This window comes from Streptomyces sp. NPDC041135 (genome assembly GCF_055592085.1).
Genome location: NZ_JBVIYZ010000004.1, coordinates 139,453 through 153,983 on the forward strand (window position 1 = coordinate 139,453; position 14,531 = coordinate 153,983).

Genomic DNA, 14,531 nt, shown 5'->3' on the forward strand with positions numbered 1-14,531 from the left:
GCGGCGGCATACCCTGCGCCTCATGACGGACTCGCAGGCCCCGGACATCGCGCCCGAAACCGCCCCGGAAACCGTGCCGGACAGCGCCGCGGGCACCGCTTCCGCGCCCACCGGCACCAACCCGCTCGCGCCCGCCCCGGCCGGTGCGCGCACCGCCGCCGACGTGGTCACCCCGGAACTGATCGCCCAGCTCACCAAGGGCGTCGCGGGCTCCGGCCGGACCGCCAGTCACACACCGTTCACCGGTGAGAAGCTGGCCGACCTGCCCGAGTCCACCCCGGACGACGTGGCCCGGGCCTTCGAGGCCGCCCGCGCCGCGCAGGCCGTGTGGGAGCGGACGCCGGTGCGCCGGCGCGCCGCCGTCCTGCTCCGCTTCCACGACCTGGTGCTGGAGCGGCAGGCCGAGGTGCTCGACCTGATCCAGCTGGAGACCGGCAAGGCCCGGCTGCACGCCCACGAGGAGGTGCAGGCCGTCGCCGTCGCCGCCCGGCACTACGGGCGCAAGGCCCCCGCCTACCTCGGGCCGAAGCGGCACGCCGGTGCCGTGCCCGTGCTCACCCGGGTCACCGAACTGCGCCACCCGCGCGGGGTGATCGGTCAGATCGCCCCCTGGAACTACCCCCTCGAGCTGTCGGTCGGCGACGCGCTGCCGGCCTTCGTCGCGGGCAACGCGGTCGTGATGAAGCCGGACACCGAGACCTGCCTGACCGCGCTGTGGGCCCGTGACCTGCTCATCGAGGCCGGGCTGCCGGCCGACGTGTTCCAGGTGGTGCTCGGCGAGGGCCCGGTCGTCGGGCCCGAGGTCGTCCGGCACGCCGACTACGTCTCCTTCACCGGCTCCACCCGCACCGGCCGCGAGGTCGCCCAGGGCGCGGCCGCCCGGCTGGTCGGCGTCTCCCTCGAACTCGGCGGCAAGAACGCCATGATCGTGCGGGAGGACGCGGACGTGGAGAAGGCGGCGGCCGGTGCCGTCCGCGCCTGCTTCTCCTCCGCCGGGCAGCTGTGCATCGCCATCGAGCGGCTGCTCGTCCACGAGTCGGTCGCCGACGCCTTCCTGGAGCGCTTCGCGGCCCGTACGAAGGCCATGCGGCTCGGCACCGCCCTCGCCTACGGTGCCGACATGGGCTCGCTGGTGGGGGAGCGGCAGCTGGAGACCGTCACGCGCCATGTGGAGGAGGCCGTCGCCAAGGGGGCGAAGGTGCTCGCGGGCGGCGTGGCACGGCCGGACATCGGCCCGTACTTCTTCGAGCCGACCATCCTCGACGGTGTCGAGGGCGACATGGCGGTGTGCGAGCAGGAGACCTTCGGGCCCGTGGTGTCCGTCTACCGCTTCTCGACCGACGACGAGGCGATCGAGCGCGCCAACTCCACGGCGTACGGCCTGAACGCGTCGGTGTGGACGAAGGACGTCCGCCGCGGCCTGGACGTCGCCGCCCGGCTGCGCACCGGCACCGTGAACATCAACGAGGGCTACGCGCCCGCCTACGGCAGCGTGCAGTCGCCGATGGGCGGGATGAAGGACTCCGGCCTCGGCCGCCGGCACGGCTCGGAGGGCATCCTCAAGTACACCGAGGCCCAGACGGTCGCCCGGCAGCGGCTGCTGCCCATGGCGCCGTCGCTGGGCATGGACGACGAGGCGTACGCGGCGTTCATGAGCCGCAGTCTCCGCCTGATGAAGGCATTCCGCTTCCGGTAACCCCTGATCCCGCAGTCCCCGCCCCCGGTCCCACCCATCCCGTTCTCGACGAGGAGAGCACGTGTCGCAGGAGAACTCCGTCCCCGAGCAGGACGATTCGGCGTACGACTACGACGTCCTCGTCGTGGGCTCCGGCTTCGGCGGCTCCGTCACCGCCCTGCGCCTGACGGAGAAGGGCTACCGGGTCGGCGTCCTGGAGGCCGGCCGCCGCTTCACCCGCGACACCCTCCCGAAGAACTCCTGGGACCTGAAGAACTACCTCTGGGCGCCCCGCCTCGGCATGTACGGCATCCAGCGCATCCACCTGCTGGGCAACGTCATGGTGCTGGCCGGGGCGGGTGTCGGCGGCGGTTCCCTCAACTACGCCAACACCCTCTACGTACCGCCGAAGGCCTTCTTCGACGACCCGCAGTGGCGGGACATCACCGACTGGCACGACGAACTGCGGCCGTACTACGACCAGGCGCAGCGCATGCTCGGCGTCCGGGTCAACCCGACCATGACCCCCTCCGACGTCCATCTGAAGGCGGCGGCCCAGCGGATGGGCGTGGGCGACACCTTCCACCTGGCCCCGGTCGGCGTCTTCTTCGGCGACGGCGAGGACGGCGACGGCAAGGGCAGGGCGCGGCCCGGGCAGGAGGCCGCCGACCCCTACTTCGGCGGGGCCGGTCCCACGCGCCGCGCCTGCACCGAGTGCGGCTCCTGCATGACGGGCTGCCGGCACGGCGCGAAGAACACCCTGAACGAGAACTACCTGCACCTGGCCGAGAAGGCGGGCGCGGTGGTCCACCCGATGACGACCGTCGTGTCCGTCACCGACGACTCCCGGGGCGGCTACGCGGTCGCCACCCTGCCGACCGACCGGAAGAGGAAGGGCGCGGGCCGGACCTTCACCGCCCGCCGGGTCGTCCTCGCCGCCGGCACCTACGGCACCCAGACCCTGCTGCACCGCATGAAGGCCGGCCGCCGGCTGCCGTACCTGTCGGACCGCCTGGGCGACCTCACCCGCACCAACTCCGAGGCCCTGGTGGGCGCTCAGACCGACGACCGGCGCTACCGCAAGGCGCACGGCGCGGCGAAGGCCGACTTCACACGGGGCGTCGCGATCACCTCCTCGATCCACCCCGACGACAGCACCCACATCGAGCCGGTCCGCTACGGCAAGGGCTCCAACGCGATGGGCAGCCTGTCGATCCTCCAGGTGCCGTACGCGGAGGGCTCCTCCCGGGTGCTGGGCTGGGTGGCGAACGCGGCCCGGCACCCGCTGCTGGTGCTGCGCTCGCTGTCCAACCGCCGCTGGTCGGAGCGGACGATCATCGGTCTGGTGATGCAGTCGCTGGACAACTCCCTCACCACCTATCTGAAGCCCGGCGGCGTCGGCAAGGGCCTGCTCACCGCCCGGCAGGGCCACGGCGCGCCGAACCCCAAGCAGATAAGGGCCGCCTCCGAGGCCGCGTCCGCGCTCGCCGCCGAGATCAACGGTTTCGCCGGCAGCAACGTCGGCGAGCTGATGGGCACCCCGCTGACCGCGCACTTCCTCGGCGGCTGCCCCATCGGCGACTCCCCCGACACCGGCGTCATCGACCCGTACCACCGGCTGTACGGCCACCCGGGCATCTCGGTGGTGGACGGCTCGGCGGTCTCCGCGAACCTCGGCGTCAACCCCTCGCTGACGATCACGGCCCAGGCCGAGCGGGCGATGTCGTTCTGGCCGAACAAGGGCGAGGAGGACCAGCGCCCGCCGCAGGGAGCCGCCTACGAGCGGCTGAAGCCGGTGGAGCCGCAGCATCCGGCGGTGCCGGCGGACGCCTTCGGCGCACTGCGGCTGCCGTTCCTCGGCATCCCGGCGGTCCCGCCGAAGAACGCCCCCGCGGGCTCCGGCCACTCCGGACATGATTAAGGACCTGCGCCCCCCTCCGAGCGCAGGTCCTTGATTCGCAGGGTTGGATCAGCGAGGACGGCGAAGGGTTGCCCGCGGAACGCGAAGTTCCCATGTGTTCTGGGTCACATTGCCGGGTGCCGGGTGCCGGGTGCCGGGTGCCGGGTGCCGGGTGCCGGTCCGGGGCCGGGCACGGGGAAGGGCCCCGCGGGACGGAGGCCGCGGGGCCCTTCTTCCGTCAGCACCGACGTCAGGGCAGCGCCGGTGCCTGGAAGCGGCGCAGGGGGGTCGCGCCGCTGGTTCTGAGTGCCTGTGCCGCCGGTACGCCCGGTACGCAGGGGAGCCGGTACGGAGCAGAACCGGTACGCGTCGGGGTCCCGTCGTGCGGGTGTGCGGTTGTCCGTCGGTCGGCCCCGGGCGTCCCCGGAGCCGGCCGTTCTCTTGCGTGACCGGGCCGCTGTCCCCTGCCGTCCGGTCACTTGTCCGGAGCGAGGTCCCACGGCGCACGGCACGATCCGTACGCCTCATCGCTCCGGCGAGCCACGCGTGGTTTCGTCGGGCCCGCCCCTGGCTGGCACGGACACCCGGACCAACGAAGCCGCGCGCGGGCCGGTCACGCGCCGTACGGGTGAGAGCGGGCCCGAACTCAGATGCGACCCCGGCACAGCTCCAGCAGGGTCATGGCGAGGGTGGTGCCGGGCTTGCCCAGCGCCTCCCGGTAGCGGCCGAGGATCTCCATCTCGCGGGAGAGGTTCACCCGGCGGCCGCCGGAGGCGATGCGGGTCTCCTGCACGACGGCGGAGACGGCCATCCGTTCCTGGATGAGGCCGATGATCCGGTCGTCCAGCACGTCGATGCGTTCACGGGCCCCGGCGATGGCCGCGGCCGGGGTGGGGGTTGTGGTGGTGGTCATGTCGGGGCTCCTGGATCGGGAGGGCGGAGGCCCCGGAACCGCAGAACCCGGAGAACGACAGGCGCCCCGGGCCTTGTCGGCCCGGGGCGCCTGGGAAGTCGCTCGGCGGTTCGCTCAAGCGTGACGACCATGGCAGCCGGCGGGCCGGTCGCCATAGGTAAAGAGGAAGGTCGTCTGCGTGAGCACGGGGTCAGTATGCCACGTCCCGTCCCGCATGCCACGGCCGTTCCGCCGCCGTGTGCCCGGCCCTGCCGTCCCGCCGGGCGCACGACGAGGTCACCCGCGGCGACCCCGGTAGAATCGGTAGTACAAGACCCCGCCCAGACCGCCGGAAGGCACCCCGTGTCATCAGCGACTCCCGCTGCCGCCACTCCCGACACCGTCCTGGTCGTCGACTTCGGCGCGCAGTACGCCCAGCTCATCGCCCGTCGCGTCCGCGAGGCGCGGGTCTACAGCGAGATCGTGCCGAGCACCATGCCGGTCACCGAGATGCTCGCCAAGAACCCCGCGGCGATCATCCTCTCCGGCGGCCCGTCGTCCGTGTACGCGGAGGGCGCCCCCCGCCTCGACCGCGAGATCTTCGAGTCCGGCGTCCCCGTCTTCGGCATGTGCTACGGCTTCCAGCTGATGGCGCAGACCCTCGGCGGCACCGTCGACAACACCGGCGCCCGCGAGTACGGCCGTACCGATCTGCACGTCTCCCGGACGTCCTCCACCCTCTTCGAGGGCACCCCGGCCGAGCAGCCGGTGTGGATGTCGCACGGCGACGCCTGCTCCGCCGCCCCCGACGGCTTCACCGTGAGCGCGTCCACGGACGTCGTCCCGGTGGCGGCCTTCGAGAACGACGAGAAGAAGCTCTACGGCGTCCAGTACCACCCCGAGGTCATGCACTCCACGCACGGCCAGCAGGTGCTGGAGCACTTCCTCTACCGCGGCGCCGGCCTGCGGCCCGACTGGACCACCGGCAACGTCATCGACGAGCAGGTCGCCGCGATCCGCGAGCAGGTCGGCGACAAGCGCGCCATCTGCGGCCTGTCCGGCGGGGTGGACTCCGCCGTCGCCGCCGCCCTCGTCCAGAAGGCCATCGGCTCCCAGCTGACCTGCGTCTACGTCGACCACGGCCTGATGCGCAAGGGCGAGACCGAGCAGGTCGAGAAGGACTTCGTGGCCGCCACCGGCGTCCAGCTGAAGGTCGTCGACGCCGAGGAGCGCTTCCTCACCGCCCTCAAGGGAGTCAGCGACCCCGAGGAGAAGCGGAAGATCATCGGGCGCGAGTTCATCCGCGTCTTCGAGCAGGCGCAGGCCGAGATCATCGCCGACGAGGGCCCCGCGGTCGAGTTCCTCGTCCAGGGCACCCTGTACCCGGACGTCGTCGAGTCCGGCGGCGGCAGCGGCACCGCCAACATCAAGTCCCACCACAACGTCGGCGGCCTCCCCGAGGACCTGGAGTTCCAGCTCATCGAGCCGCTCCGCAAGCTCTTCAAGGACGAGGTCCGCATGGTGGGCCAGGAGCTGGGCCTGCCGGAGGAGATCGTCCAGCGCCAGCCGTTCCCCGGCCCGGGCCTGGGCATCCGGATCGTCGGCGAGGTCACCAAGGAGCGCCTGGACCTGCTGCGCGACGCCGACGCCATCGCCCGCGAGGAGCTGACCGCGGCCGGTCTCGACCGGGACATCTGGCAGTGCCCGGTGGTCCTGCTCGCGGACGTCCGCAGCGTCGGCGTCCAGGGCGACGGCCGCACCTACGGCCACCCGATCGTCCTGCGCCCGGTCTCCTCCGAGGACGCCATGACCGCCGACTGGTCGCGGCTGCCGTACGACGTCCTCGCGAAGATCTCCACCCGCATCACCAACGAGGTCCGCGACGTCAACCGCGTCGTCCTCGACGTGACCTCCAAGCCCCCGGGCACCATCGAGTGGGAGTGAGCCCCCTGGCCTAGGCGGACGCTCGTCCCGTAAGGCATCCGCCGGCTCATCGGCCGGCTCGGTGCGCGAGAGGTGGAACGGCTGCGGCGGTTCCACCTCTTCGCCGTTCGCGGCGGCGGACGGCCCTGCGCTCCGTGCGGTCGGGCGGCGCGTGGGATCGTCACCTCCCGCCTCTGTTCTCCCAGGCCGACCGCGGGTACCTTCCGCCCCGTAACGCACACCCAGTGCTGGAGGACGTATGCACGGGCCCACCCCGCCCCAGCCGCTGCCCACCGACCAGCTGCGGTTCGCGATGCCGCCGATGTACGACTCGGTCGAGGACGAGCGGCGGCACCGCAAGGAACGCCTCGCGGCCGCGCTGCGGATCTTCGGGCGGTCCGGCTTCGAGGACGGGGTGTCCGGGCACATCACCGCGCGGGACCCGGAGTTCACCGACTGCTTCTGGGTCAACCCGTTCGGGATGCCCTTCCGGCACGTCACCGTCGGCGACCTGGTCCTGGCCAACCGGGACGGCCAGGTCGTCCAGGGCCGCTACCACATCAACCAGGCCGCCTTCACCGTCCACGCCCAGGTGCACGCCGCCCGCCCCGACGTCGTCGCCGTCGCCCACTGCCACTCGGTGCACGGCCGCGCGCTGTCCGCCCTCGGCGACCTGCTCGACCCGATCACCCAGGAGAGCTGCGCCTTCTACGAGGACCACGCCCTCTACGACAGCTACACCGGCGTCGCCGTCGACGCCGCGGAAGGCCGCCGCATCGCGGCCGCGCTCGGCTCCCGCAAGGCGCTGGTGCTGCGCAACCACGGGCTGCTCACGGTCGGCGACTCCGTGGACGCCGCGGCCTGGTGGTTCCTGACGATGGAACGCTCCTGCCAGGTGCAGCTGATGGCGAAGGCGGCCGGGCGCCCGGTCCTCATCGACCACAAGCTGGCCGTCGCCACCCGCGAACAGCTCGGCGGCGACCTGGTCGCCTGGATCAACTACCAACCCCTCTGGCGGGACATCAGCCGCGGCGAACCGGACCTGCTCGGCTGACCCGGACGGGGCCCGCCCGCCCGACCTGGCCACCGGCCGGCCGGTGGTCAGCCGCTGGTCAGCCCCGGGTCAGCCGGTGAAGCCGCGCAGGACGGCCGCCTTCGTCAGCGTGAACTCCTCGTCGGTGAGGACTCCGTCCCGGTGCAGTTCGCCCAGTTCACGCAGGCGGCGCAGCAGCACGTCGTGGTGGTCGCCCTGGCGCGGCACGGTTCCCGCGGCCCGGTCCCGGCCCTCCCGCGCGCCGGTGCCCTCCGGGGCGGAAGGGTGCGGCAGCCGGGCGGTGACGGCGGCCGCGACCAGCGCCGTCAGCAGGTCCCGGCGGGCACTGCCCCACAGGTCCAACGCGCAGGGGTCCTTGTCCGGCGGCAGGTCCGCGAACGCCGTCTCGCGGGTCACGAACCGCAGGAACCCGTCCTCGAAGCCCGAGTTGGGCAGCCACTCGACCCGCGTCACCTCGCGCAGGCCGATGATCCGGGGGCCCGCGGCGCGCTTGACCCGGTCGGAGGTGTCGGCCCAGTCCACGCGCACCTGCGTACCGTCGAAGGAGACCGTGCCGTCGGAGGACCGCACCGACACCGGCACCGGCGGACCGGGCAGCAGACAGGTCGCGGTGGGCGTCCGCGGAATCCGGTCCAGCAGCAGGGCGTGGCGGATCTCCTCGGTGACGTACTCGGCGACCCCGCAGCGGTCCGCGTCCACCGCCAGCCGGTAGGGATCGGCCGCGTCCGGCAGCCGGCCCCCGGTGGCCTGGAGCAGCGGGTCTGCGCCCTCGCGCAGCCGCATCCGCAGCCGGCCGCGTCTGCCCTCGGGCTCGAAGGCCACACCGGCCACCGCCTCCAGGGGCACGGCGACCTCCCCGTACGTCTGCCGGAACAGCGGCACGGAGCGGTGGAGCCCCGGCGTGATCCGGACCGTGCTGCCGTCGAACGCCCAGGTCCCGTTCCGCTGGATGATCTCGGCCATGGGCGAATTCTCCCAGTACGGTCAACCCGATGGGCCCGGCTTCACCCGCGGCCACCGGACCCGGCGGGCCCGCGAGGGCGTGGTGTAGGGCACAATTCGCTCTCGTCGCAGGGGAGTTGCACGGCGCCGGACGGGGCCTTCGAGGGCGCCGCCGGCCGTGTCTCGGGTCGTGGGGAAGGCGGGCTTCGGGCGTGGCGGTGCAGGAGGCGAGACAGGGCGCGGCAGCGGGCGCCGACGGGGGACACGAGGGCGGCTGCACCTGCGGGGACTGCCCGCACGGCGCGCGCGAGGGGCACCGGCGGGCGGTGAGCGCCTTCCTGCGCAGGCGGGACGAGTTCGCGGCCGGGCAGGGCCTGCCGGCGGCGGTGGCGCACTCGGCGTCCGCGTCCCGCCAGTGGGTCTCCGAGGAACTGACCCAGCAGGCGGAGACCGTCGCCGGGCGCGGCCGCGCGGAGGGGGAGGCGTGGCTGGCCCGGCTGTGGCGGCGCACCGTGTGCGTCGTCTGGGCGGCCGTCGTCGTGCTGCTGCTGACGCAGTCGCTCACCGCCGTCGGCGCGGGCTGGACCAGCGCGCGCACCGCCGGGCTGCTCGCCGCGCTGCTGGTGGCGGCCGCGCTGACCGCCGCCTCCTGGTTCCACCGGGCGCGCGGCGGGGCGCTGGCCCCGGTCGTCGGCGAGGACAACCGGATGTCCACCTCCCGGACGGTGGCCGCGGCCTGGGTGCTGTTCGTGGCCTACGCCGTCCTGCTGCTGGCCGGCCGCCTGGCCGCCGCGTCCGCGCACGCCGAGCGCGACGCGCTGATCTCCGGACTCGCACTGGGCCGCGCCGCGGGCGTGGTGACCGTCCTGGCGGTGGTCTGCGGCATCGCCGTACTCGTGCGCCGGGTGGTGGGCCTGCGCATCCTCGGCCTGCGGCTGCAGAAGATCCGCGCACACCGGCCGCGCGCTGCCGACCTGCTCACCGACGACTCCGGCCGGGGCACTTTCGCCGACATCCAGTACGTCGCGATCAGCGCCGTGGCCCTGGTGTTCGCCGCCGTACGGCTCGCCCGGCGCCCGGACCGGCTGCCCGACCTGCCCTGGGGACTGGTGGCGGTGGTGCTGATCTCGGCCGCGACCTACCTGGCGGGCAAGTACGCGGAGGGCGGGCGACCGGCGGTGCTGTCCGTGGTCCGGGTGCGGGAGGCCGGCGACCTGGACGGTCCCATCCGCACCGGCGACGACATCGAGATCCGCGGCACCGGCTTCGTCCCGCCCGGTGCCCAGGGCGCCGACCACCTGGCCCGGATGATCGTCCGCATCGGCGCGGTCCACGTCCACGTCCCGCTCGTCCCGGTCACCGGCGGTTTCAGCAACCCCACCGACACCTCCCTGACCGTGCCCGTCCCGGCGGACGTGGAGCCCGGCTGCCTGGACGTGCAGGTGATCACGGCTGCCGGGGTGGCGACCAACCGGTGCCCCGTGGAGATCACCGAGTGACCCCGGGCGGTCCCCGGAGGACGCCGCATCCCCCTTTCCCGCCGAAGCCGGAAAAAGGTGCCCGACGGGGTCGAGCGCTGACCGCCCCGCATACGTATGGTCTGTGAAGGGCCGGGGCACGGCGGGCGAGAGGCGGCTACAGCGATGACGTACGGCATGCGGACCGGACCACACACCTCCTCCCTCGACGGCCCCCGTACCTGGCGGGACACGGCCACTCATTACGCCCTCCTTCCGCTGCGCGTCTTCCTCGGCGTCACCTTCGTCTACGCCGGCCTGGACAAGCTCACCGACAGCGCCTTCATGAAGTCCAGCGGCTCCGGCTCCATCGGCGAGATCATGCGCGGCGTGCGCGACTCCTCCGCCGTCCCGGCCCTGGTCGACCTGGCCCTGAACAACCCCGTCGGCTTCGGCTACGCCGTCGCCCTCGGCGAACTGGCCGTCGGCGTCGGCATCCTGATCGGCCTGCTGGCCCGCCTGGCCGCCCTCGGCGGCGCGCTGATCTCGCTCAGCCTGTGGCTGACGATGAGCTGGGCGTCGACGCCCTACTACTACGGCAACGACCTCGCCTATCTGATGGCCTGGCTGCCGCTCGTCCTCGCCGGAACCCCCTACTTCTCCGTGGACGCCGCCCTGCGTGCCCGGCGGCGGCACCGGAGCGGCGGCTACCGCTAGGCGGTTACCGGTAGCCGCCCTCGGTGCCGCGTCGTCTGCGCACCACCCGGCCGACGACCGCCGCGACACCCGCCAGGCACAGGCCGCCGACGACCAGCGGGAGCGCCGCGAACCACTCGATGCGCCACCGCCCGAACGCGTCTCCCGCGTAGGCGACACCGGTCGCGGCGAGGAAGAGGCCGGCGACCAGCTTCCCCGGCTGGAACTCATGACGCGGCACGGCTGACCTCCACCTGTCCGGCACCGACCTGGAGGTCCAGGTCCAGCGTGCCCGTGTTCCGGCCACCCGTCGTCGGTGACAGGGTGACGTCCTCGCGCTTGTCCGGTGCCACGTCCACGTCGTCGGCCTTCTCACCGGGCAGTCTGATGTCGCCCAGACCGACGTGGACGCTCAGCCGCACGGTGGCGTCCGCCGGCACGATCACCTTCAGCCGGCCCGCGTCCACCTGGGCCTTCGTCCGCACCGTCTGCCCCTTGGCGGGCCGCACGGCCGTCAGGTCGAGGGTGCCGACGCCCGCGCCGAGGTCGTACCCCGGCCGTATGCCGGCCGTCGAGGCGGGCCGCCACGACTGGTGCCGCCAGTGGGTGGTGATGTCCCGGGGCATGGCCGCCGAGGCGGCGAGCAGGGCCGCCGTGACGATCGCCAGGAACACCGATCCCGCCCCGGTCCGCCCCAGGAAGGCGCTGAGCCCGATGCCCACGCCGAGGACAACCAGCGCGGCGGCGAGACCGGCCTGGAGGCTGGTGCCGAGCGGATGCGTCTTCCAGAACATGCCGGTGCCCACGGCGGCCGCGAGCAGGGCCAGCAGGAACACCCAACCGCCGATCCAGCGCGGTCCGCGTGGCTTCGGCGCCGCGGTGGTGTGCGGTGCCCGCGGCGGGTGCTGGGCGCCGGGATGCCGCCAGGGATAGGCCACGCCGACGTCGAGCGCCGGGCCGGCGTCCGGGGTCCGCGCGTCCGACGGGCCCCACAGGTAGCCGGTGCCGCCGACATGCGTGCCGTCCTTGACGATCGGATCGCGCCACCAGGACGGATAGGTGGTGACGACCGGCGGGGCCTGCGCCTCCGGCGGTGCGTCGGCGGCCGCCTGGGCGGCCAGCGGGTCGGGGTCGGCGGCGTCGCGCCGCCGCGACCAGTACCCCGCGCCGGCCAGCAGCAGGGAGAGGACCACGGAGAACGTCAGCACGCCGCCGTTGCGCAGCATCGTCAGGAACACCCCGCAGCCGACCAGCGCGAACAGCACCCCGGCCAGGGCCTGTCCGTCGACCCGGCCCGTCAGCAGCTTGCGGACCTCGTTCTCCTCCTCGTCCTCGTACGGCACGAGCAGCCAGGCGAAGCCGTAGAAGAGGAGACCGAGGCCGCCGGTCGCGGCCAGCACGGCCAGGGTGATCCGGAAGATCACGGGGTCCAGGTCGGTCTGCCGCCCGAGCCCGGCGCAGACTCCGGCGATCACCTTCTGCCGCGGGTCCCGGCGGAAGGGCGGGATCACCGCACCGGTCTGCGGCCCCGCTGCCCCCGCCGCACCCCCGGCCGCACCTTCGCCGCCGGCGCGCCCCGTCCCGCCGCCGGCGCCCGAGGCTCCGGCGGTGTCCGTCATTCCCTCTGTCCCCGTCGGCCCTGCCGCCCCTGCCGCCGAGGTCCTCCCCGTCGCGGCGGACGCGGCATCCGTCGGCCCGGGGCCCGGGCCCGGGGCCGGGCGCGGGCCGGAGCCGGGTCCCGGACCCGTCGCGGCGTGCTCGTGATCCGTCATGCGTCCATGGTGACGGCCCGGCCGCCGCGGCGGCAGTCGGAACGACCCTGGCCGGACCCTGATATCGGCCCCGAGACGGCGGGCGGGAAGTGTTCGGCCGGTGGCCCGGCGGAAGATCAGGGGCGACTAGGGGGCGGACCCTGATGCCCGGCGCCCACCGCCGTGTGACCATCGATGGCATGCCGGACGCCGCAGCACTGCCACTCGACGACCCGCGGCCGCCGCGCAAGCTCTACCGCAGCAGCGACGGCCGTTGGCTGGGTGGGGTGGCGCGGGGCCTCGCCGGGCACCTCGGGCTGCCCGTGATCTGGGTGCGGCTCGTCTTCGCCGGCCTGTTCCTCGCCAACGGCCTCGGCGCGCTGCTGTACGCCGCGTTCTGGTTCTTCGTCCCGCTCGGCGTCGGCGGCGTCGGCGACCAGAAGTCGCCCTCCCTGGTCGGTACCGAGACCTCACCGGACGGCCGCCGCAGACTCGTCGCCCGCAAGCCGGACCGGGGCCAGATGGTCGCGCTGCTCCTCATGGTCGTGGTGTCCATGGTCTTCGTGGGCAGCGTCAACCTGAGCAACGGCGCCAAGGCCTACCTCCTGCCCGCCGTCCTCGTCGCCGCCGGTGTCGCCCTGGTCTGGCGCCAGGCGGACAACGCCCGCCGGGCCCGCTGGGTCGAGGTCGGCAGCCGCCGCCGTACGCTCACGCTGCTGCGCGCCGGTGTCGGAGTCCTGCTGGTCACGGCCGGGGTCTCCGCCATCTTCGTCATGCAGGGCTCGGCCGCCCACCTCGGCTCGGTGCTCCAGGCCGCCCTGGCGGTGCTGGTCGGCATCACGCTCCTCGCGGGCCCCTACCTGGTCCGCATGACCCAGGACCTCTCCGAGGAACGCCTGATGCGCATCCGCGCCCAGGAGCGCGCCGAGGTCGCGGCGCACGTCCACGACTCGGTGCTGCACACCCTCACCCTGATCCAGCGCAACGCGGACAGCCCCGGCGAGGTCCGCCGCCTCGCCCGCGCCCAGGAGCGCGACTTGCGCGCCTGGCTGTACAAGCCCGAGGGCAACGGCAAGGACGAGGCGGACGAACCGACCACCCTCGCCGACGCGGTGAAGCGCAACGCCGCCGAGGTCGAGGACAAGCACGGCGTCCCCATAGAGGTCGTCGTGGTCGGCGACTGCCCGCTCGACGAACGGATCGCCGCGCAGATGCAGGCCGCGCGCGAGGCGATGGTGAACGCCGCCAAGTACGGTGGCGACGGCGGCGCCGTACAGGTCTACGCGGAGGTCGAGGGCAGTACGGTCTTCGTGTCCGTCCGCGACCGCGGCCCGGGCTTCGACCTCGACTCGATACCCGACGACCGCATGGGCGTCAGAGAATCGATCATCGGCCGTATGGAGCGCAACGGCGGCACGGCCCGGCTGCGGGCGGTGCCGGACGGCGGCACGGAGGTCGAGCTGGAGATGGAGAGGGCGGAGAGGACGTCATGAGCGACGCGACCGAGGGGAACGGCACGGCGGGGGCCGCGGAGGCGGCCGGTGCGGGTTCCGGACCTGCCGGGGGGCGGCACGTCCGTGTGGTCCTGGTCGACGACCACCGCATGTTCCGCACGGGCGTCCAGGCCGAGATCGGCCGGACCGAGGAGACCGGCGTCGAGGTGGTCGGCGAGGCCGCGGACGTCGACCAGGCGGTCGCGGTGATCACCGCGACCCGGCCCGAGGTGGTCCTCCTCGACGTCCATCTGCCGGGCGGCGGCGGAGTCGAGGTGCTGCGCCGCTGCGCCGCGTTGTCGGCGGACCCCGAGCGGCCGGTCCGCTTCCTCGCGCTGTCCGTGTCGGACGCGGCCGAGGACGTGATCGGCGTGATCCGGGGCGGCGCCCGCGGCTACGTCACCAAGACGATCACCGGCACCGACCTGGTCGCCTCCGTCTTCCGCGTCCAGGAGGGGGACGCCGTCTTCTCCCCGCGGCTCGCCGGGTTCGTCCTGGACGCCTTCGCCTCCACCGACGCCCCGCCGGTCGACGAGGACCTGGACCGTCTCACCCAGCGCGAGCGCGAGGTGCTGCGGCTGATCGCGCGGGGCTACGCGTACAAGGAGATCGCCAAGCAGCTGTTCATCTCGGTGAAGACGGTCGAGTCCCACGTCTCGGCGGTGCTGCGCAAGCTCCAGCTGTCCAACCGTCACGAGCTGACCCGCTGGGCGACGGCCCGCCGCCTCGTCTGAGCACCCGGCGGGGT

12 protein-coding genes are annotated in these 14,531 nt (G+C 73.5%); 8 read left to right on the forward strand and 4 right to left on the reverse strand.

Going from position 1 to position 14,531, the window contains the following annotated elements; translation table 11 throughout:
* Nucleotides 1-22: 22 nt before the first annotated feature.
* On the forward strand, nucleotides 23-1,696 hold the full coding sequence (locus tag ACZ6CZ_RS11770) for a succinic semialdehyde dehydrogenase (RefSeq protein WP_469018220.1): 1,674 nt from the start codon (nucleotides 23-25) through the stop codon (nucleotides 1,694-1,696).
* Between the two features lie 61 nt (nucleotides 1,697-1,757).
* Nucleotides 1,758-3,596, forward strand: coding sequence for a GMC oxidoreductase (locus ACZ6CZ_RS11775; protein WP_469018223.1), 1,839 nt, complete (start codon nucleotides 1,758-1,760; stop codon nucleotides 3,594-3,596).
* 625 nt (nucleotides 3,597-4,221) lie between these two features.
* Here ACZ6CZ_RS11775 and ACZ6CZ_RS11780 read toward each other — a convergent pair.
* Nucleotides 4,222-4,488 carry a chorismate mutase gene (locus tag ACZ6CZ_RS11780; RefSeq protein WP_469018226.1) on the reverse strand — a complete coding sequence of 89 codons (267 nt, stop codon included), beginning with the start codon at nucleotides 4,486-4,488 and terminating at the stop codon, nucleotides 4,222-4,224.
* A 342-nt stretch (nucleotides 4,489-4,830) separates the two neighbouring features.
* Here ACZ6CZ_RS11780 and guaA point away from each other — a divergent pair, with 342 nt between their 5' ends.
* Together guaA and ACZ6CZ_RS11790 are read left to right on the forward strand one after the other, a co-directional pair.
* The gene (gene guaA / locus ACZ6CZ_RS11785) at nucleotides 4,831-6,411 is read left to right on the forward strand and encodes a glutamine-hydrolyzing GMP synthase (protein WP_469018228.1); all 1,581 of its coding nucleotides are present in this window, start codon (nucleotides 4,831-4,833) and stop codon (nucleotides 6,409-6,411) included.
* Nucleotides 6,412-6,649: 238 nt separating this feature from the next.
* A complete protein-coding gene (locus ACZ6CZ_RS11790; protein WP_469018231.1) occupies nucleotides 6,650-7,444 on the forward strand; it encodes a class II aldolase/adducin family protein in 795 nt (264 codons plus the stop codon).
* A gap of 69 nt (nucleotides 7,445-7,513) precedes the next feature.
* On the opposite strand, the gene ACZ6CZ_RS11795 is transcribed toward ACZ6CZ_RS11790, so the two are convergent.
* The gene (locus tag ACZ6CZ_RS11795) at nucleotides 7,514-8,407 is read right to left on the reverse strand and encodes a DUF4429 domain-containing protein (protein ID WP_469018233.1); all 894 of its coding nucleotides are present in this window, start codon (nucleotides 8,405-8,407) and stop codon (nucleotides 7,514-7,516) included.
* Between the two features lie 191 nt (nucleotides 8,408-8,598).
* Between ACZ6CZ_RS11795 and ACZ6CZ_RS11800 the strand changes: the two genes are divergently transcribed.
* On the forward strand, nucleotides 8,599-9,885 hold the full coding sequence (locus ACZ6CZ_RS11800; protein WP_469018236.1) for a hypothetical protein: 1,287 nt from the start codon (nucleotides 8,599-8,601) through the stop codon (nucleotides 9,883-9,885).
* Between the two features lie 144 nt (nucleotides 9,886-10,029).
* Nucleotides 10,030-10,560 carry a DoxX family protein gene (locus ACZ6CZ_RS11805; RefSeq protein ID WP_469018238.1) on the forward strand — a complete coding sequence of 177 codons (531 nt, stop codon included), beginning with the start codon at nucleotides 10,030-10,032 and terminating at the stop codon, nucleotides 10,558-10,560.
* Nucleotides 10,561-10,564: 4 nt separating this feature from the next.
* Here the strand turns inward: ACZ6CZ_RS11805 and ACZ6CZ_RS11810 are convergent, their stop codons facing one another.
* The gene (locus tag ACZ6CZ_RS11810) at nucleotides 10,565-10,780 is read right to left on the reverse strand and encodes a hypothetical protein (RefSeq protein WP_469018240.1); all 216 of its coding nucleotides are present in this window, start codon (nucleotides 10,778-10,780) and stop codon (nucleotides 10,565-10,567) included.
* Entirely contained in the window at nucleotides 10,767-12,311 is a 1,545-nt protein-coding gene (locus ACZ6CZ_RS11815; protein WP_469018243.1) for a PspC domain-containing protein, read from the reverse strand. The genes ACZ6CZ_RS11810 and ACZ6CZ_RS11815 overlap by 14 nt, the downstream gene beginning before the upstream one ends.
* Before the next feature lie 179 nt (nucleotides 12,312-12,490).
* Here ACZ6CZ_RS11815 and ACZ6CZ_RS11820 point away from each other — a divergent pair, with 179 nt between their 5' ends.
* A complete protein-coding gene (locus ACZ6CZ_RS11820; RefSeq protein ID WP_469018245.1) occupies nucleotides 12,491-13,783 on the forward strand; it encodes an ATP-binding protein in 1,293 nt (430 codons plus the stop codon).
* On the forward strand, nucleotides 13,780-14,517 hold the full coding sequence (locus ACZ6CZ_RS11825; protein ID WP_469018248.1) for a LuxR C-terminal-related transcriptional regulator: 738 nt from the start codon (nucleotides 13,780-13,782) through the stop codon (nucleotides 14,515-14,517). Before ACZ6CZ_RS11820 ends, ACZ6CZ_RS11825 begins: the two co-directional genes overlap by 4 nt.
* Nucleotides 14,518-14,531 lie beyond the last annotated feature (14 nt).